Below are 18,849 nucleotides of genomic sequence, written 5' to 3' on the forward strand. Positions count from 1 at the left end.
GTGAACCGATCAGCTGGCCAGCGTGATGGTCACACTGGCAGCGCCGTAGCTCACCTCGGACTTGGCAAAGCCGTCCACGGCCACAGTGTCGAACTTGTTGTGGACGCCCTTGGCCGTGATCACCACAATCTTGTCGCCGGCCTTGGGCGTGTAGCCCTTGGTGAACGTCACCTTTAGTGCCCCAGCCAGGGCCGCATGGTCGGTGACGACCAGGGTACCGGCAGTGCTGCTGGACAAGGCGAGGGTCAGCGTGCCCGATCTTTGCGTGTAGGTGCCGCCCACGTTGACTTGGGTGCCGTGGGTGGCCAAAGTGCCGCCGTCAACGTAGACCGCGCCCGTGCCCATTGCGGTCGCAGAGTCCGCGCGCAAGGTGCCAGCCGCCACGATGGTGCCACCGCTGTAGGTGTTGGCGCCCGTCAAGGCCAGCGTGCCGCTGCCCCGCTTGGTCAGCTTGCCAGCGCCGCCGATGTCGTTGCGCCAGCGATCGAAGGAACAAAAGCCCGAGACGCAGAAGCCCTCGCTGCTGTCGTTCATCGTGACGGTGACGTCGGCCTCCAGCTTGCCGTAACCGCTGGCCGCATCGAACAGGTTCAGGCGGCCAAAGCCCTCTTCGTCGTCGAGCACGGGATAGCCGGAATCGATGGCCGTGGTCTTGAGCACGGCGCGGCGCTGGTCGGCGCTCAGATAGGGGAACCGGGTTTCCAGCAGCGTTTCCATGCCCTTGGGCACGACCGCAGGCTTGCCGGCCTTGCTGCTGTCCTTGGCAAAGCCGTAGGTCAGACGACGCAGATAGTCCGCCTTGGCGGCCGCAAAGTCCGAGAAGCGGTCATCACTGACACTGGCCGAGTGCGCGGCATCCCACAGCTGCACGCCCGTTGCCACGCCCAGCTTGGTGCGCAGCTGTTGCTGCGCCTGCTGGAACACCGCCAGGCGCTGAGCTTCGGTGTAGGTCAGCGCGCGATCACCCGCGCCCTTCAGGAAGGGCATCCAGACCGACGAGCCAAGCATGCGTCCGCCCATCACGCCCAGTGCCGAGTGCATGCCGGCGCGGATGCGGTTTTCACCGGCCTCCAGCCCACGCGCCAGTGCTTCATGGAAGCGCTGGGGCGCCACATAGGCGATGGCCATCGAGTAGCGCACGAATTCTGCCGAGTGACCGCTGGGGAAGTCGGAGTCCTGCTGCGCGCTGGTCTGTGCGGCTGTAGCCGTGTTGCCGGCTGCGCGGCGCACCAGCAGCTCAGGCAGCACCCTGACTTCAGGCAGGCTGCTGTCTGCAGCTGACCATCGGTAGGGCCGCGCAAACTTGTAAAAGGCCTTGGGGCCATTGTCCGAAGCGATGTTGCCCACCGTGGCGTTGTCGACGAACTGGAGCACCGCGCCGAAGGCGGGGTTCGTCGAGGCGTTCGTGTCGCCCCATCCAGTGGTGGGGTTCTTGGCCAGATCGTCCCAAGCCTGACCCAGCGGGCCTAGAGCGCCGCCCTTGATCATGCGTGTGACCTTGTGGCCGGTGTCATCCAGCCTGATGTCTTGCTTCTGAGCTTCCGTATAGGTGGTTTGCGTCGTCAACTTGGACGAGTACTCCATGTTCTGACGGAACAACGCGCTGTTCTTGACCGTGCCTATCGTGCCTGCGGTGGGGGCCTGTCCAGGCGTACCGTTGGTATTGTTGGCCGTGAGCACATGCCAGACACCGTTCCAGGTGGTCAGGGCAAACGCATCGCAGCCTTCCTTGCCGGCCGTATTCGTATCCGGCGTGGTCGAGCCCGCCGTAAAGATGCCCGCGTAGTCCGAGGCCTTGAAGCCGTTCATCTTCCGCTCAGAAGGCTCCCAGATATCAAGATAGCCCGACAGCAGCCGGATGGTGCTGTTGGTCGTGTGATCGGCATAGCAGGCGTTGTTGCCAGCGGCCGTTGCGTCGTGTCTGCCGGAGTTGTAGGCGGTGGCATCTTCGCGGTACTTGGGCACATCCGTTCGCGACGCTGGCATGCCCGTGGCTGCTCGTGCCGTGACGTCGATGACTTCCGTGCCCAGCCCGGCAGGGGGGGCCGGAATGGCGTAGCTTGTATCGTCGCCACCGCCGCAGCCAGCCAGGGTCAGCAACGCTGCCAGGGAGACCGCTCGCAGGGCGAATGCTGGCTTGTGTGTGCGAAAGTCATCGAGAGTTTGCATGCGCGAGCTGGTTTCAAAGATTGAATAAACGCGAATTATTTGCAAGAGACGATGAAACTATGATGACTGGCTACGCTGGCGAATCAAGGTCCTAAAGCGCTCGGCCAGTGCACGCGCCGAACAGCAAGTCATCAGGGGCAGCAGCTCGTTGAGCATGGGTCGAGGCCACAGGAATGGAGAGCCTAAGCTCGAGGATGCTGGGCCGGCGGGCCCAGGCCTTCGCGGCACCACCCCAGAAAACCCAGCAGATTGGCCTGCGCAATATGGCGCAGCTTGTCCGGCGCCAGCCCGGCGGCGAAATGCTCGAAACGCGCCCTTACCTCGGCCAGACCGTACTCAGACCAGCCGCAGCCTATGCAGATGCGGCGGTCGAAATGCTTGAAAGGGAAGCTCAGATCGGCGTCGACCGAGCTCCCGGGGAAATTCATCAGGGTCAGCGACAGATCGAGCACTGGCTGCGGGTGCGTCGCACCAGCTCGGCATAGCGCCACAGCTCCACATCACCACCATGCACCAGCGCCACCCTGGTGGTGGGCGCCTCGCGCAGCAGCGCCATGAGGGAGGCCAGCCGCCTAGGCCGCCAACTGGCCGCGCCCGGCACCGAGCAGCAGCTAGGCCGCAGGCATGATCGCTCTGCTGCGTCTGCCGTTCGGGGTCGAACTTCTCGGTCCAAGTCTTGGCTCGGTGCCTGGGCACCGGTCGCACAAACGCGCATGCCTACCTTTTTGTCATCGAGCATCCGGACGTGAGCGTGCGCCGGCCATCTATCGCCAGGGTCGAAGGGTAGACAGCGGCCGGACTTCGCGTCAAATCAGGGGCGGCATGCCGACACATCACCGCTTCCGAGGACATTGCCCTGCGTCTCAGGGCTTGACCATCAGCCCGCCGAGTACCAACTGAAGGATCAGCCGCTCGGCCGCGACGTAGTCCCTCTCCTCCAGCACCGGCTTGCCCAAGAGGATCGCAAACTGCGGGCCGAGGTCGGCATAGGCTTGCGTGCTGGACCAGATCGTGAACATCAGGTGGCGGAAGTCCAGCTTGGCAACCAGGCCCTGGCGGGCCCAGCGCTCGAAGGTCTTGACGTCGGCGTTCAGCGCCGGCAACACCTGGGCCTCGATCGCGTCGCGAAAGCGCGGTGCGCCGGCCATCACTTCGCGGGCGAAGACCTGGGAGCCGGCCGGGCGCTCGCGCGAGTAGCGCAGCTTGGCGGCGATGTACTCGCGCATCGCGGCTTCCGGATCGGTGCCCGAAACGATGCCGGCCATGCGCGCCAGCCACTCGGCCAGCACCTCGTCGAGCACCTTGCGGTACAGCTGCTCCTTGCTCGGGTAGTAGTACAGCAGGCTGTGGCGGCTGATGCCGACGGCGGCGGCGATGTTTTCCAGCGACGCCCCCTCGAAACCATATTGCGCGAACTGGCGTTCCGCTTCGGCACAGATGGCCGCCTCCTTGCGCAGCCGCGCTGCACGCGGCTGGGGCGCAAGCTCCTCGCTCGCTGACAAGCTTGGTGCATCAGGGGATTGCTGACTTGTATTGCGCGCCGTGCTGGTGCGCCGCGCCTTGGATTCGGTCATTGCTGGCATGACGGGATTGTCGATGCGACTATCTCAACACATGACGGCGGCGGCGACCCGAGGGAATTTACCGACTGGTGATTTTTTACGGGTTAGTAAATTATTCACACACCCAGCACCCGGAGCCCGAGATGGACACCAACACGCCAGGCATTGCCGCCGGCCGACTCAGCGAGGCCGACTACGCGCGCAACTTCAGCGACTCTCACCCGCCGTTGAACCGCACGCAAGCGCTGATCGAAGCCGAGCGCTGCTACTACTGCTATGACGCGCCCTGTATCACGGCCTGTCCCACCGGCATCGACATCCCCAGCTTCATCCAGCGCATCGCGCAGGAGAATAACCGCGGCGCGGCCCAGGCCATCCTGCAGGCCAATCCGCTGGGCGGCATGTGCGCCCGGGTCTGCCCCACCGAGATGCTGTGCGAGCAGGCATGTGTGCGCAACACGAATGAGAGCAAGCCGGTGGAGATCGGCCTATTGCAACGCTTCGCCACCGACACCTTCTTCGCCAAGCCAGATGCGAAGCCGCTGTTCACGCGGGCGCCCGCCACCGGCAAGAAGGTCGCTGTGGTCGGTGCTGGCCCGGCAGGACTGGCGGCGGCGCATGGGCTGGCGCGACGCGGGCATGAGGTGCTGCTGTTCGAGGCCAGGCCCAAGCTGGGCGGCTTGAACGAGTACGGTCTCGCTACCTACAAGACGACAGATGGCTTCGCGCAACAGGAGGTCGACTGGCTTTTGTCCATCGGTGGCATCACGGTCAAGACCGGCCAGCAAATGGGCCGCGACATCACGCTAAATCAGTTGGCGGCCGAGTTCGATGCGGTCTTCCTGGGCCTGGGGCTGGCCGGCGTCAACGCGTTGGGCATCACCGAGCCACAGTGCGAGGGGGTGCGCCCTGCGGTGGACTTCATCGCCGAGCTGCGCCAATCGAAACCGTCCGAGGTCAAGGTCGGCCAAAAGGTGCTCGTGATCGGCGGCGGCATGACGGCGGTGGATGCCTCGGTGCAGAGCAAGAAGCTTGGCGCGCGCGAGGTGACCATGGTCTATCGCCGCGGGGTCGAGAGCCTGAGCGCATCCGGCTATGAGCAAGAGTGGGCCCAGAAAAACGGCGTCCTGCTGCGGACCTGGGCCGCGCCCAAGCAGATCCTGTCCGAGAACGGCCAAGTGAGCGGCGTGCAGTTCGCGGTGACCGCGCTGCGCGACGGCCAGCTGGTGGAAACCGGCGAGCTGTTCACGATTGCCGCAGACATGGTGCTGAAGGCCATCGGCCAGAGCTTTGTGCCGGCCGGCGTGGAACTGGCACTGAAGAGCGGCCGCATCGCCACGGATGTGGCTGGCAAGACCAGTCACGCCAAAGTCTGGGCCGGCGGCGACTGTCGCTTTGGCGGGCGCGACCTCACGGTCGAGGCCGTCGAACACGGCAAGCAAGCCGCGATCTCCATCGACTCTTTTCTGCGGAGCTGAACCATGGCCGACATCAGCAGCAACTTCCTGGGCATCAAGAGCCCGAATCCCTTCTGGCTGGCCTCGGCACCGCCGACAGACAAGGAGATCAACGTCACCCGCGCCTTCGAGGCCGGCTGGGGTGGCGTGGTCTGGAAGACCCTGGGCGAGGACCCGCCGGTGGTCAATGTGTCCGGCCCGCGCTACAGCACCTTGATGAGCCAGGACCGTCGCGTGATAGGCCTGAACAACATCGAGCTCATCACCGACCGGCCGCTGCGCACCAATCTAGAGGAGATCCGACGCGTCAAACGCGCCTGGCCGGACCGGGCAATGATCGTCTCGCTGATGGTGCCCTGCACCGAAGAGAGCTGGAAGCGCATTCTGCCCATGGTCGAGGACACTGGAGCCGACGGCATCGAGCTGAACTTTGGCTGCCCGCACGGCATGAGCGAGCGCGGCATGGGCTCGGCCGTGGGCCAGGTGCCCGAGTACATCCAGATGGTGACGGCCTGGTGCAAGCAGTACTCAAAACTGCCGGTGATCGTGAAGCTGACGCCGAACATCACCGATGTGCGTCAGCCGGCACGCGCGGCCAAGGCGGGCGGCGCTGATGCGGTAAGCCTGATCAACACCATCAACTCAGTGATGGGCGTGGATCTGGACCGCATGGTGATGCATCCCAGCACCGACGGCTGGGGCTCGCACGGCGGGTACTGCGGCCCGGCGGTCAAGCCAATTGCGCAGAACATGGTGGCCGAGATCGCCCGCGATCCGCTGACCGCTGGGCTACCGATCTCGGGCATCGGCGGCATCACCACCTGGCGCGATGCGGCAGAGTACATCGCGCTGGGCTGCGGTACCGTGCAGGTCTGCACTGCAGCGATGGTCTACGGTTTCAAGATCGTGCAAGAGATGTGCTCCGGCCTCTCGAACTATATGGACGAGAAGGGCTACGCGACGATCGACGCGATGATGGGGCTGGCCGTGCCGACCGTGAAGAACTGGAACCAGCTGAATCTGAATTACGTGGAAAAGGCGGTCATCAATCAGGACAGCTGCATCCAGTGCGGCCGCTGCCATGTTGTCTGCGAGGACACCTCGCACCAGGCCATCTTCGCGAGCAAGGACGGCAAGCGCCACTTCGAGATCAACGAGGCCGAGTGCGTGGGTTGCAATCTCTGCGTGTCGATCTGCCCAGTGCCGGACACGATCACGATGCGCCGTGTGATGCCCGGCGAGATCGATCAGCGCACCGGCCAGCCTGTCAGCGGCGAGTATGCGAACTGGACAACCCATGCGAACAATCCGATGCGTGTGGGCGTGTGATCAGCGGCCGAACCCAGCGGGTTTTCCGCATGGCGTGAGCCGCCTGTTGGCACAAACATAGGCACAAAGATTGCTCCCTTCACAAGACCGAATCCCAGAGGAGAGAACGCATGAGCACCAGTACCAGCGCCATCAAGGGCGCGCCCACCTCGGCCGGCAATTCGCTGGCCAATGACGATCTGCTGCCGACGCCGGCCGCCCACCGCACTTGGGCCTGGAAGGACTATGCGGCGTTGTGGGTGGGCATGGTGGTCTGCGTGCCGACGTACACGATGGCCAGCTCGATGCTGGATCAGGGATTTTCCTGGCAGATGGCGGTGTGGCTGGTCTTTGTCGCCAATCTGATCGTGCTGATCCCGATGGTGTTGATCGGCCGGGTCGGCCCCAAGCATGGCATTCCCTTCCCGGTGTTGGCCCGTGCCTCATTTGGTGTCAAGGGTGCGAACCTGCCGGCCGTGCTGCGCGGCTTGGTGGCCTGTGGCTGGTTCTCGATCAACTGCTACTTCGGCGCGCTGGCCCTGCATGGCTTTCTGAATGTGCTGGGCATGGGCCTGGCCGGCCCGGCCGCCGGCGAGACCATCAGCAACTCGCAGTTCATCTGCTTCCTCGCCTTCTGGGCCTTGCACATCTGGTTCATCTGGAAAGGCCCAGAGTCGATCCGCAAGCTGGAGGTGATTGCCGCGCCGCTGATGATTGCGGCCTCGGTGCTGCTGGTGGTCGTGCTCTTGACGAAGGTGCCGGCCGGCCAGCTATTCGCACTGCCGGCCAAGGTGGTCGAGGGCGGGCCCAAGACCTGGGCCGCGCTGACCGGCCTGGTCGGTTTCTGGGCCACCCTGGCACTGAACATCCCCGACTTCACCCGTTTCGCCAAGAGCCAAAAGGACCAGGTTCTGGGTCAGGCCATTGGCCTGCCCATCCCGATGGCTCTGTTCTCGATGGTGGGCGTGATCGGCTTCTCGGCCTCGGCGATTCTCTATGGCAAGGCACAGCTCTTCCCCGATGGCCTGCTGACACAAATGGGTCCGGTGGCCGCCGGCGTCGGCCTGCTGGTGATCCTTCTGGCCAATCTGACCACCAATGTGGCAGCCAATCTGGTCTCGCCGTCCTATGACTTCAGCCAGGTCGCGCCGAGCAAGATCAGCTTCCGCATGGGCGGCATCATTGCGGCGCTGATTGGCCTGCTCTTCATGCCCTGGAAGCTGCTGGCCACCTCGGGCGGCTACCTCTTCACCTGGCTGGGCGGCTACGGCACCTTGCTGGGCGCCATCGCCGGCATCTTGCTGGTGGACTATTACCTGATCCGCAAGACGGAGCTGAAGATCGGCGATCTCTATGCCCGCGGCGGCGCGTACGAGTACAGCGGCGGCTGGAATACCCAGGCCTTGATCGCATTTGCGCTGGGCGTGCTGCCCTGTCTACCGGGCTATCTGGCGGTGTCCGGCGTGATTGCGAAAGACAGCCTGCCGCCCTTATTGCTGAGCCTGTTCGATTTCGGCTGGTTCTTCAGCCTGGCCGTGGCCGGTGCCTACTACTATCTGACAGCGCCCAAGCAGCGCTAGGAGACAAGACATGAGCAGCCTGTTGATCAGGGGCGGCACGGTGGTCAACGCCGACCGCGAGTTCGCCGCCGATGTGCTCTGCATCGATGGCCAGATAGCCGCTGTCGGCCCGCGAGCGCAGGAGCTGGCACCTGCGGGCTGCGAGCGCCTGGATGCCACAGGCCAGTACATCCTGCCCGGTGGTATCGACCCGCACACCCATATGCAGCTGCCCTTCATGGGCACGGTGACGATGGATGACTTCTTCACTGGCACGGCCGCTGGCTTGGCCGGGGGCACAACATCGATCATCGATTTCGTGATCCCGAATCCGCAGCAGCCGCTGATGGAGGCGTACCAGCAGTGGCGAGGCTGGGCCGAGAAGTCGGCGGCTGACTACGGTTTCCATGTAGCGATCACCTGGTGGAGCGATTCGGTCCATGCCGAGATGGGCCGGCTCGTCAAGGACGAGGGCATCAACAGCTTCAAGCACTTCATGGCCTACAAGAACGCCATCATGTGCGACGACGAGACCTTGGTGAACAGCTTCAAGCGCTCACTCGAACTGGGCGCGATGCCGACGGTGCATGCCGAGAACGGCGAACTGGTCTTCCTGCTGCAGCAGGAGGTGGCCAAGATGGGCATCACCGGCCCCGAGGGCCACCCACTGTCGCGCCCGCCCATGGTCGAAGGCGAAGCCGCGAACCGCGCGATTGCGATTGCCGATGTGCTGGGCGTGCCCATCTATATCGTGCATGTCTCCTGCATCGAGTCGGCCGAGGCCATCGCGCGAGCCCGCGCGCGCGGACAGCGGGTCTATGGCGAAGTGCTGGCCGGCCATCTGCTGATCGACGACAGCGTCTACCGCCACCCCGATTTCGCCACCGCCGCGGCTCATGTGATGAGCCCGCCATTTCGCCCCAAGATCCACCAGGACTTTCTGTGGCGGGGCCTTCAGAGCGGGCAGCTGCACACGACGGCCACCGACCACTGCACCTTCTGCGCTGAGCAGAAGGCTGCCGGCCTGGAGAATTTCGCGAAGATCCCGAACGGCTGCGGCGGCATCGAGGAGCGCATGGCGGTGATCTGGGATGCCGGTGTCAACACCGGCCGGCTGACACCCAGCGAGTTCGTCGCGATCACTTCGGCCAACACCGCCAAGCTCTTCAACCTCTATCCGCAAAAAGGCTCGGTCAGCGAAGGTGCCGATGCCGACCTGCTGCTGTGGGATCCGCAGGGCAGCAAGACCATTTCGGCCAAGACTCAGCTGAGCAAGGGCGACTTCAATATCTTCGAAGGTCGTACGGTGCGCGGCATACCGAGTCACACGATCAGCCAGGGCAAGCTGGTCTACGCGAACGGCGAGTTGCGCGCCACGCCGGGCGCCGGCCGCTATCTGAAGCGACCCGCCTTCGGCCCCAATTTCCAGGCGGTCAAGGCGCGGGCCCAAGACCTGGCCCCGAGCGCCGTCGCGCGTTAGTCAAGGAGTAGTACCGATATGGACATGAAGACCAAACCCGCCATCTCCGCTGTGCGAGTCAACGGCGAACGCCTGTGGGCCTCGCTGATGGAGCTGGCCCAGATCGGCGCCACCGAAAAGGGCGGCGTCTGCCGTCTGGCGCTCACGGAGCTGGACAAACAGGGCCGTGATCTCGTCATCGGCTGGGCCAAGCAGGCCGGCATGACGGTGACGGTCGACAAGATCGGCAACGCATTCATGCGCCGAGCCGGCCGCAACAACGCTTTGGCACCGGTGATGACAGGCAGCCATATCGACACCCAACCGACCGGCGGCAAGTTCGACGGCAACTACGGCGTGCTGGCCGGCATCGAGGTGGTACGAACGCTCAATGACCACGGCATCGAAACCGAGGCGCCGATTGAGGTGGCCTTCTGGACCAATGAGGAAGGTTCGCGCTTCGTGCCGGTGATGATGGGCTCGGGCGTGTTCGCCAAGGCCTTCACCCTGGAGCATGCCTATGCGGCCACCGATACCGAGGGCAAGAGCGTCAAGGAGGAGTTGGCGCGCATCGGCTATATCGGCCCCGAGGAGCCCGGCGACCATGCGATCGGCAGCTATTTCGAGACCCATATCGAGCAAGGTCCTGTGCTGGAAGACCACGACAAGACCATAGGCGTAGTCACCGGCGTGCTGGGCATCAAATGGTACGACTGCACCGTCACCGGCATGGAGGCCCATGCCGGGCCGACGCCGATGGCCTTGCGCAAGGACGCGCTACAGGTTGCGACGGTGCTCATGCAGGAGGTGGTTGCCACCGCGCTGCGCTACGGACCGCATGGGCGAGGCACGGTGGGCATGGTGCAGGTGCACCCTAACAGCCGCAATGTGATTCCCGGCCGCGTCAAGTTCAGCATCGACATGCGCAACAGCACGGATGCGCTGGTCGACGCGATGGATGCCGATATCCGCAAGTTCGCTGCCGACCTGAGCGCCAAGACCGGGCTGCCGATTCAGATCGAGCTGGTATCGCACTACCCGGCCGCGCCCTTCCACGCCGACTGCGTGGCGGCCGTGGCCAAGGCGGCCGAGGCGCTGGGCTATTCGAATATGCCAGCCGTCTCGGGCGCCGGCCATGACGCCGTCTATATGGCGCGGCTGGCGCCGGCCGGGATGATCTTTATTCCCTGCAAGGACGGCATCAGCCACAACGAGATTGAGGACGCCAAGCCCGAACACATCACCGCGGGCTGCAACGTGCTGTTGCATGCGATGCTGGAGCGGGCCATGGCTCCCTGAGGTAGCGTCAAACCCGACTCAGTCGCGGCCGCCCTTGCCATGCCCATGGCCGCGGCCCGGGTGGTCGTCACGACGGCCATCATGGCGGTCGTCGCCGCGACCATGGTCGCGGTCGCGACGGTCGTGGTCCCGGCGGTAGCGCGGGGCGTAGTCGTTCTGGTACCAATCGTCGCGTACGAAGTAGACCGGCCGGCCGCAGGCGTCGTAGCGGCCGCAATGCTTGCGCCAGTTCTTCTGGTGGCCGGGAGGCACCCGCAGATAAACCGGCTCGTACACCATCCGGGGTGCCCGGTGTATCACCACCGGCTCGGCATAGATGACGCGTGGCCGAGGATAGTTGCCTATGTCGATCTGGCCATAAAAGCCGGGCTGTCCCAGGCTGATGGAGACGCCGACATCGGTGGCCTGGGCGCTGCCAATGGTGGCAAACGCCAGACCGGCGGCGAAGATCAGATGTTTCATCGCGGGACTCCTTGTTGTAGGTATGCGCGACTAGTCAACGCCCAGGGCGGTTGGCGGATGACAGCAGAAACCTTCGGAAACATCGCTTACGAAGGCCGCCCCTGTGCCAGTGGGATGCTGCGCAGGCCGTGCCGAAGACAGGACTTGCCGCCACAATGCAGCTTAGCCAAAAATCCACGCCCCAACCGCCAGGAGATTGTTCATGCCCAAAGCCCCCGTCGCCAGCGCCCCACACGCATTTGCCCACACGCTGAGCGAGTTCACGACGCCCTCGGGGCGCAACGGCCGCTACTACTCCCTGCCCAAGCTGGCCAAGAAGTTCCCCAATATCAAGCGCTTGCCGATCTCGCTGCGCATCGTGCTGGAGTCGGTGCTGCGCAATTGTGACGGCAAGAAGGTCGCACCAGAGCACGTAGCCCAGCTGGCCAACTGGCAACCGGTGGCCGAGCGTAGCGACGAGATTCCCTTTGTCGTTGCCCGCGTCGTGCTGCAGGATTTCACCGGCGTGCCTTTGCTGGCCGATCTCGCCGCAATGCGCAATGTCGCTGCTGCTGCCGGCCTGGACCCCAAGCGCATCGAGCCGCTGGTGCCAGTGGACCTGGTTGTCGACCACTCGGTCATGATCGACCATTACGGCACCAAGAAGGCCTTGGACCTGAACATGAAGCTGGAATTCGAGCGCAACCGCGAGCGCTACGAGTTCATGAAGTGGGGCATGCAGGCCTTCGACACCTTTGGCGTCGTGCCTCCAGGCTTCGGTATCGTGCACCAGGTGAATCTGGAATATCTGGCGCGCGGCGTTCACAAGAGTGGCGCCAAGGGTGAAAAGGTCTACTACCCCGACAGCCTGGTCGGCACCGACAGCCACACGACGATGATCAACGGCATCGGCGTGGTTGGCTGGGGCGTCGGCGGCATCGAGGCCGAGGCGGGCATGCTGGGCCAGCCGGTTTACTTCCTGACCCCGGACGTGGTCGGCTTCGAGCTCACGGGCCGGCTGCGCGAAGGCGTCACGGCGACCGATCTGGTGCTGACCGTCACCGAGATCTTGCGCAAGGAAAAAGTGGTCGGCAAGTTCGTCGAGTTCTTCGGCGAGGGCACCGAGAGTCTGGCCGTGCCGGACCGCGCGACGATAGCGAACATGGCGCCTGAGTATGGCGCAACGATGGGCTTCTTCCCGGTCGACGACAAGACTCTGGACTATTTCCGCGGCACCGGCCGAAGCAAGGCCGAGATTGAGGCTTTCGAAGCCTATTTCAAGGCCCAGGACATGTTCGGCGTGGCCCGCGCCGGCGACATCGACTACTCGCAGGTCGTCAGACTGGATCTGGGCGCCGTCGTGCCCTCGTTGGCCGGCCCGAAGCGCCCACAGGACCGCATCGAAATCACCGATCTGGCAGCCAAATTCAGTGAGCTGTACAGCCAGCCCACGGCGGCCAATGGATTCAACCAGCCGGCCGAGAAGCTGGGCCAAGTCTTCAAGACCGCCAGCGGCCTGGATGTGAAGAACGGCGATGTGCTGATCGCTGCGATCACCTCCTGCACCAACACCTCCAACCCCAGCGTGCTACTGGCGGCCGGCCTGCTGGCCAAAAAGGCGGTCGAAGCCGGCTTGAAAGTGCAGCCACATATCAAGACCTCGCTGGCCCCGGGCTCGCGCATCGTTACCGAGTACCTGGAGAAGGCGGGGCTCTTGCCCTATTTGGAAAAACTAGGTTTCAACCTGGCTGCCTACGGCTGTACCACCTGCATCGGCAATGCCGGCGACCTGACCCCCGAGCTCAACGAGGCCATCACCAGCAATGATCTGATCTGCGCGGCCGTGCTGTCAGGCAACCGCAATTTCGAAGCCCGCATCCACCCGAACCTGAAGGCCAACTTCCTGGCCTCGCCGCCGCTCGTCGTCGCCTATGCAATTGCCGGCAATGTGACGGTGGACCTGATGACCCAGCCACTCGGAAAAGGCAAAAAGGGACGGGACGTCTTCCTCGGCGACATCTGGCCAACCAGCGACGAAATCTATGCGCTGATGAAGTACGCGATGAATCCCAAAGCCTTCCGCGAGAACTACGAGCAGGTGGATAAGAAACCCGGCAAGCTGTGGCAGCAGATCGACGGGGTCGCGGGTCAGGTCTACACCTGGCCCAAGAGCGGCTATATCGCCCAGCCGCCCTTCTTCGAGGGTTTCACCCAGACACCGGTGTTCACCGCGGCAGGTGTTTCCGGCGCCCGCATCATGGCCTTGTTCGGCGACTCGATCACGACAGACCACATCTCCCCAGCCGGCGCGATCAAGGACAGCTCACCGGCCGGCCTGTACCTGCAAGGCCTGGGTGTGCACAAGGCCGACTTCAACAGCTACGGCTCGCGCCGCGGCAACCATGAGGTGATGATGCGCGGCACCTTCGCGAACGTGCGCATCAAGAACCTGATGATCCCGGCCAAGGCCGACGGCAGCCGCATTGAAGGCGGTCTCACGCTGCTGCAACCGTCGGGCGAGCAGGCCTATATCTACGACGCCGCGATGCAATACATGGCCGCCGGCACGCCCACCGTGATATTCGGCGGCGAGGAATACGGCACCGGCTCCAGCCGCGACTGGGCCGCCAAGGGCACCCAGCTTTTGGGCATCAAGGCGGTGATCGCACGCAGCTTCGAGCGCATCCACCGCTCCAATCTGGTCGGCATGGGCGTTCTGCCGCTGCAGTTCAAGCCGGGCGTGAGCTGGGAGACGCTGGGCCTGAAAGGCGACGAGCTGATTGACATCCAGATCCCCGGCGAACTGGCGCCTCAGCGCGACGCGACGCTGGTGATCACCCGCGCCGATGGCAGCCGGCAGGAAGTGCTGCTGACGCTACGAATCGACACGCCGATCGAGGTCGACTACTACCGTCATGGCGGCATCCTTCCGTTTGTCTTGCGTCAACTGCTGGCGGCCTGAAACGCAAGAGGCACAAGAGGCCATCAATCACTGCAACGTTTTTTTGGGGCGGGAAACGCCATCGGCGCGCTGACAGCTTTTACAGATTGACGTCGCGGAGCGGCGACTCCTACCATGCCGGATCTGGTTGCGGTCAGTCGTGATCGCCAGCCGAGGTCCGGTCCGGCATGTGAGAGGAGTCCTGCTCATGCCCAGCGCGCTGATGCCCTTAGTCGACACCATGCCTGCGCCCGCCACCGAGGTGGCGGACGTCGTGGTCGATGCGCGCTGGCAGGCACGGCAGCTGGCACAGGCCCTGCACGACGAGCTGGCCCAGCTGCTGAGCTTGGCACTGATGCAGCTCGACGCGGCGCGCGAGCCAGACTTGCCGCGTGCCCTGCTTGCCCAGCAGCGTGCCTACGAGCTGGTCAAGCAGGCCTTGCAGGCCAGCCGTGACGCCGTGACCTTGCTGCAGCCCGAGCCGGTCGATGATCTGCCGGCCGCGCTGCAGACTCTGGTGGAGCAGCTGCGCGCGCGCACCGGTCTGAATATCCAATTCAGCTGTGCGCTGTCTCTGCCCGGGCTGCCCGAGCCTATCAACGCCGGCTTGCTGGCCGCGGGGCGCGAGTTGCTGGCCAATGCCTGCAAGCATGCCGGTGGTGTCGCCATCCATATCGCGCTGGCCCGTCACGCTGACGGCGCAGGCGTGACCCTTGTCGTGCGGGACCAAGGCCTGGGCTTCGATCCCCAGCTGGCCCAGGCCGCCGCGATCGCGGCCGGCCATGGCTATGGACTGCCTCGTCTGCATGCCCGCCTGCGGCTACTGGGCATGGGGCTGCGCCTGCGCAGCGCGCCGGGCCTGGGCGTGCACGCCCAGGTTTCATGGCCACGCCAACCCGAAGAGGACGAGTCATGAGTATCCGCGTCATCGTCGCCGACGACCACCGCATCGTACGCGAGGGTCTGGTGGCCCTGCTGCAGCGCGAGGACGATATTGAGGTGATCGCCGAGGCGCGCGACGGCATGGAATTGGTGCGCCAGGCCCGAGAGCTGCAGCCCGATGTCGTGCTGGTCGATCTGTCGATGCCTCGCATGAACGGGGTCGAGGCGATCCGCCGCATCCGCGCCGAGCCATTGCGCTGCAAGCTGCTGTGTCTGTCGGTGCATGAACAGCCACAGCAAGTGCTGGCTGCGCTGGAGGCCGGCGCCTCAGGCTATGTGCTCAAGGAGAACTCCTTCGACGAGCTGGCGCGCGGCGTGCGCCGGGTGATGGCCGACCAGATCTATCTGAGCGGCGAGCTGGTCGGTATGGTGCTGCAGGGCAGCCGTCGGCCGCACCAGGCCGAGGTCGGCGAGCTGGCCCGACTGACGCCACGTGAGCGGGAAATGGTGCAACTGTTCTCCGAGGGCTATACGGCTCAGCAGATCGCCCAGCAACTGCATCTGAGCGCCAAGACAGTGGCAACGCACCGCGAGCATGTGTTCGCCAAGCTGCAGATCCAGGGCATTGCCGAGTTGACCCGTTTCGCACTGCGCGAGGGCCTGAGCTCGCTGGATGCCCAGCCGCCGCGCGGCTAAACGTCTTCCAGCGCCGGCGATCTCAGCATTTTTCCTAGCGGCAAACCCGCAGCCACTGTGGCCTTTCCCCGGCTACAGCCATGGCCCTCATGGTTTGCCCCATCAGCCCAAGGCTGATACAGATTCAGCCAGCAGACTATGGTGCGGTGCCGGGTCTTGACCTACCTTCTCTCTCAGGGACAGCAAGGACACAACCACCATGATCGACGCCGCCCTGGGCCAATTGGCCGGGCAACTCAACGAGCATCTGCGCCGGCGCTTCCAGGTCAGCGAAGATCTGGCCGTGCTGTCGAATCTGCATGAGCAAAACGGCGCGCTAGTACCCATGGTGGCAAACAAGCTCGTACTGTTTCTAGCCGGCATCGAGCGGGATAGCGTCGCCCACCGCAGCGGCAATGGCCAGAACCTGGGCCTGGCGCCGGGACAGCTACAGATGCCGGCACCGGTCTATCTGAACCTGCTGGTGATGTGCGCGGCCAACTTCAGCGGCGCCAGCTACCCAGAAGCGCTCAAGTTCCTGTCCGGCGCGATCAGCTTCTTCCAGACCCGGCCGGTGCTGGACCAGCACAACACGCCGGGACTGGACAAGCGCCTGGACCGGCTGGTGCTGAATATCGAGAACCTTAGCAGCTCCGAGATGCACAGCCTCTGGGGCATCCACAGCGGCCGCTACCTGCCCTCGGTGCTGTACCGGGTGCGCATGATCAGCGTCGACGGACAACACATCGACACGCGCGAGCCGCTGGTGCGCGAGCTCGATGCACGGGGGCTGCCCTCATGACACCGTCGCGCTATGTGCTGCTGGCCAGCGCGCGGGTGCGTCACGGCTATTTTGCTGACGGCCTGGCGCGGCGGCTGCGCTTCACGCCCGATACCGACACGCAGGAGGCGATGCGCGCCCACCAGTTGCTGATGCGCAGCAATGGCCATGCCCTGGCCCTGCATGCACCGGAATCGGCGCTGGCGCTGTTGTGGGGTGCGCGCGCCCCGCAGTCCCTTCGCTTCACGCTGAGCTGCGAGGACCCTGGCTACGAGCTCTACACCGACCCGGGCACACTGCCACTGCTGGCGCTGCCTCTGTTCACCGACGTTGCCCGCGACGAAACCCTCTGGCGCGCCGGGCTCGGCGGCGAGGTCGAGCTGCAGTTGCAGGCCCGTCGCACGGTCTGGAAATACCTGCTGCTGGGCGACTGGCAGGAGCACAGCCTGCAGCTGGTCGATGCCGCCGCCGAGGTGCAGTTCGATGCTCCCGGCGCCGAAGCCCTGCCCGATGGCCGCGCAGCCATCGTGATCCGCTCGCGCTCGGCGCTGGCGCTGGCCGAGCGTTCGCCCTATCGATTTCAGTTGCGTGACACGGCCAGCCAGCCGCCCAAGCTGCTGATGCCGCGCCTGCCAGTAGCGGCCCCGCGCGGCCTGCAGCGCGAGCTCGGCCCCCAGGGCGGCAGCACCGCCATCACCGAAATTTTTGTCAGTCGCTGACCCAACCAGGAGAACCAGATGGGTGTGATGAAAACTCCAGGCGTTTACATCGTCGAGAAAAACGCCTTTCCGAACTCCGTGGTCGAGGTGGCCACCGCCGTGCCGGCCTTCATCGGACACACGCAGATCGCCGACAACCGCAACAAGCCGCTGGCGATGAAGCCCTGGCGCATCAGCTCCATGGCCGAGTATCACCAGTACTACGGCTTCGGGCCGGTGCCGCGCTTCAACATCGTCGAAAACACGGACCCCTCGGCACTGGACGACTTCAAGGCCGGCGGCAAGGGCTATGTGCTGCAGCAGCCGGCCGGCAAGGATGGCGGCAGCTACTTTCTCTACAGCGCGCTGCGCCACTTCTTCCAAAATGGCGGCGGCCCCTGCTACATCGTCTCGGTCGGCACTTATGAGCAAGACCTGGATCTCGACAAGTTCAAGGCGGGCATCGACGAGCTGCTCAAGGAGCAGGAGCCGACCATGCTGGTGATTCCCGAGGCGGTACGACTCAAGGAGGAATCGGCCTGCATCGACCTGCAGCAAGCCATGCTGGCGCACTGCGGCGACAAGATGCGCAACCGTGTGGCCATCCTCGACATCTGGGGCGGCGACAAGCCGCGCAGCGATCCCGGCGGCGATCCGGTGGCGCGCTTTCGCAATGACCTGGGCATCAACTTCCTGGACTTCGCCGCCGCCTACTACCCCTGGCTCAACACCACGGTGGTCGGCGACAAGGATCTCAGCTACGAGAACATACTCAGCATCGATGTGCTGAAGACCTTACTGCGACAAGACCTGGGCCTGCCCGACGCGCTGCCCGACAACGCGCCGGCCAAGCTCAAGGAGCATGCGCAGGCGGTCGACGACATCAGCAAGGACTGGACGGCCGACCCACGCCAGCTCAGCGATGACGCGATCCTGACCCACAAGACCCTGCTCAACAAGACCCTGGCCGCCACCAGTGCACTGTTCAACACCATCATCGGCGAGGCCCGCAGCAAGCTCAATTTGCTGCCGCCCAGCGCCGCTATGGCCGGCGTCTACACCATGGTGGACAACACCCGCGGCGTCTGGAAGGCGCCCGCCAATGTCAGCCTGGCCGGCGTGATCTCGCCCACCGTCAGCGTCTCGGCGGTCGACCAGGAGGAGCTCAACGTCACAACCCAGGGCAAGAGCATCAACGCGATCCGCGCCTTCATCGGCGAGGGCGTACTGGTCTGGGGTGCCCGCACGCTGGACGGCAACAGCCTGGACTGGCGCTATATCAATGTACGCCGCACGATGATCATGCTCGAGGAGAGCTGCCGGCTGGCCGCCAAGGCCCTGGTATTCGAGCCCAATGTGGCCAATACCTGGGTCACGATCAAATCGATGATCCAGAACTTCCTGACCAGCATCTGGAAGCGCGGTGGCCTGGCCGGTTCCTCGCCCGAAGACGCCTTCAGCGTCCATGTGGGCCTGGGCGAGACGATGACGCCCGACGACATCCTGGAGGGCATTCTGCGCGTGACCGTGCTGGTGGCCATGGTGCGGCCGGCCGAGTTCATCGAGATCACCTTCCAACAGCAGATGCAGAAGTCCTGAGCTGCGCCCCACACTAAAT

16 protein-coding genes are annotated in these 18,849 nt (G+C 64.4%); 11 read left to right on the forward strand and 5 right to left on the reverse strand.

The features are described from left to right. Positions 1–9 precede the first annotated feature (9 nt). The 4 genes from OOZ63_RS29105 to OOZ63_RS15715 form a co-directional block, all read right to left on the reverse strand. Positions 10–2,169, reverse strand: coding sequence for an autotransporter-associated beta strand repeat-containing protein (locus tag OOZ63_RS29105; RefSeq protein ID WP_323055756.1), 2,160 nt, complete (start codon positions 2,167–2,169; stop codon positions 10–12). A 182-nt stretch (positions 2,170–2,351) separates the two neighbouring features. Continuing rightward, on the reverse strand, positions 2,352–2,597 hold the full coding sequence (locus OOZ63_RS15705; RefSeq protein ID WP_266006487.1) for a hypothetical protein: 246 nt from the start codon (positions 2,595–2,597) through the stop codon (positions 2,352–2,354). A gap of 5 nt (positions 2,598–2,602) precedes the next feature. Further along, complete coding sequence (locus OOZ63_RS15710) at positions 2,603–2,725, reverse strand: hypothetical protein (protein WP_266006488.1); 123 nt, start codon at positions 2,723–2,725, stop codon at positions 2,603–2,605. 307 nt (positions 2,726–3,032) lie between these two features. Then, positions 3,033–3,743 (reverse strand): TetR/AcrR family transcriptional regulator, encoded by a 711-nt coding sequence (locus OOZ63_RS15715; protein ID WP_266006489.1) that lies wholly within the window; start codon positions 3,741–3,743, stop codon positions 3,033–3,035. A 131-nt stretch (positions 3,744–3,874) separates the two neighbouring features. Between OOZ63_RS15715 and OOZ63_RS15720 the strand changes: the two genes are divergently transcribed. From OOZ63_RS15720 to OOZ63_RS15740, 5 genes are all read left to right on the forward strand, one after another. After that, positions 3,875–5,209, forward strand: coding sequence for an NAD(P)-dependent oxidoreductase (locus OOZ63_RS15720; protein ID WP_266006490.1), 1,335 nt, complete (start codon positions 3,875–3,877; stop codon positions 5,207–5,209). Positions 5,210–5,212: 3 nt separating this feature from the next. Beyond that, positions 5,213–6,517 (forward strand): NAD-dependent dihydropyrimidine dehydrogenase subunit PreA, encoded by a 1,305-nt coding sequence (preA, locus tag OOZ63_RS15725; protein ID WP_266006491.1) that lies wholly within the window; start codon positions 5,213–5,215, stop codon positions 6,515–6,517. A gap of 110 nt (positions 6,518–6,627) precedes the next feature. Continuing rightward, positions 6,628–8,076 (forward strand): NCS1 family nucleobase:cation symporter-1, encoded by a 1,449-nt coding sequence (locus tag OOZ63_RS15730; protein ID WP_266006492.1) that lies wholly within the window; start codon positions 6,628–6,630, stop codon positions 8,074–8,076. A gap of 10 nt (positions 8,077–8,086) precedes the next feature. Beyond that, entirely contained in the window at positions 8,087–9,535 is a 1,449-nt protein-coding gene (gene hydA / locus OOZ63_RS15735; protein ID WP_266006493.1) for a dihydropyrimidinase, read from the forward strand. 18 nt (positions 9,536–9,553) lie between these two features. After that, positions 9,554–10,813, forward strand: coding sequence for a Zn-dependent hydrolase (locus OOZ63_RS15740; RefSeq protein WP_266006494.1), 1,260 nt, complete (start codon positions 9,554–9,556; stop codon positions 10,811–10,813). Positions 10,814–10,831: 18 nt separating this feature from the next. Here the strand turns inward: OOZ63_RS15740 and OOZ63_RS15745 are convergent, their stop codons facing one another. After that, positions 10,832–11,275 carry a hypothetical protein gene (locus OOZ63_RS15745; protein WP_266006495.1) on the reverse strand — a complete coding sequence of 148 codons (444 nt, stop codon included), beginning with the start codon at positions 11,273–11,275 and terminating at the stop codon, positions 10,832–10,834. Between the two features lie 202 nt (positions 11,276–11,477). Between OOZ63_RS15745 and acnA the strand changes: the two genes are divergently transcribed. The 6 genes from acnA to OOZ63_RS15775 all read left to right on the forward strand — a co-directional run bounded on the left by acnA (position 11,478) and on the right by OOZ63_RS15775 (position 18,830). Beyond that, a complete protein-coding gene (gene acnA, locus OOZ63_RS15750; RefSeq protein ID WP_266006496.1) occupies positions 11,478–14,216 on the forward strand; it encodes an aconitate hydratase AcnA in 2,739 nt (912 codons plus the stop codon). Between the two features lie 187 nt (positions 14,217–14,403). After that, a complete protein-coding gene (locus tag OOZ63_RS15755) occupies positions 14,404–15,111 on the forward strand; it encodes a sensor histidine kinase (protein WP_266006498.1) in 708 nt (235 codons plus the stop codon). Next, on the forward strand, positions 15,108–15,773 hold the full coding sequence (locus OOZ63_RS15760) for a response regulator transcription factor (RefSeq protein WP_266006499.1): 666 nt from the start codon (positions 15,108–15,110) through the stop codon (positions 15,771–15,773). The genes OOZ63_RS15755 and OOZ63_RS15760 overlap by 4 nt, the downstream gene beginning before the upstream one ends. A 199-nt stretch (positions 15,774–15,972) precedes the next feature. After that, complete coding sequence (locus OOZ63_RS15765; protein ID WP_266006500.1) at positions 15,973–16,554, forward strand: DUF4255 domain-containing protein; 582 nt, start codon at positions 15,973–15,975, stop codon at positions 16,552–16,554. Next, positions 16,551–17,252 (forward strand): hypothetical protein, encoded by a 702-nt coding sequence (locus tag OOZ63_RS15770; RefSeq protein WP_266006501.1) that lies wholly within the window; start codon positions 16,551–16,553, stop codon positions 17,250–17,252. The genes OOZ63_RS15765 and OOZ63_RS15770 overlap by 4 nt, the downstream gene beginning before the upstream one ends. A gap of 18 nt (positions 17,253–17,270) precedes the next feature. Next, complete coding sequence (locus OOZ63_RS15775) at positions 17,271–18,830, forward strand: phage tail sheath family protein (RefSeq protein WP_266006502.1); 1,560 nt, start codon at positions 17,271–17,273, stop codon at positions 18,828–18,830. Positions 18,831–18,849: the final 19 nt, after the last annotated feature.

The organism is Paucibacter sp. PLA-PC-4 (genome assembly GCF_026241155.1).
GTDB lineage: Bacteria > Pseudomonadota > Gammaproteobacteria > Burkholderiales > Burkholderiaceae_C > Roseateles_E.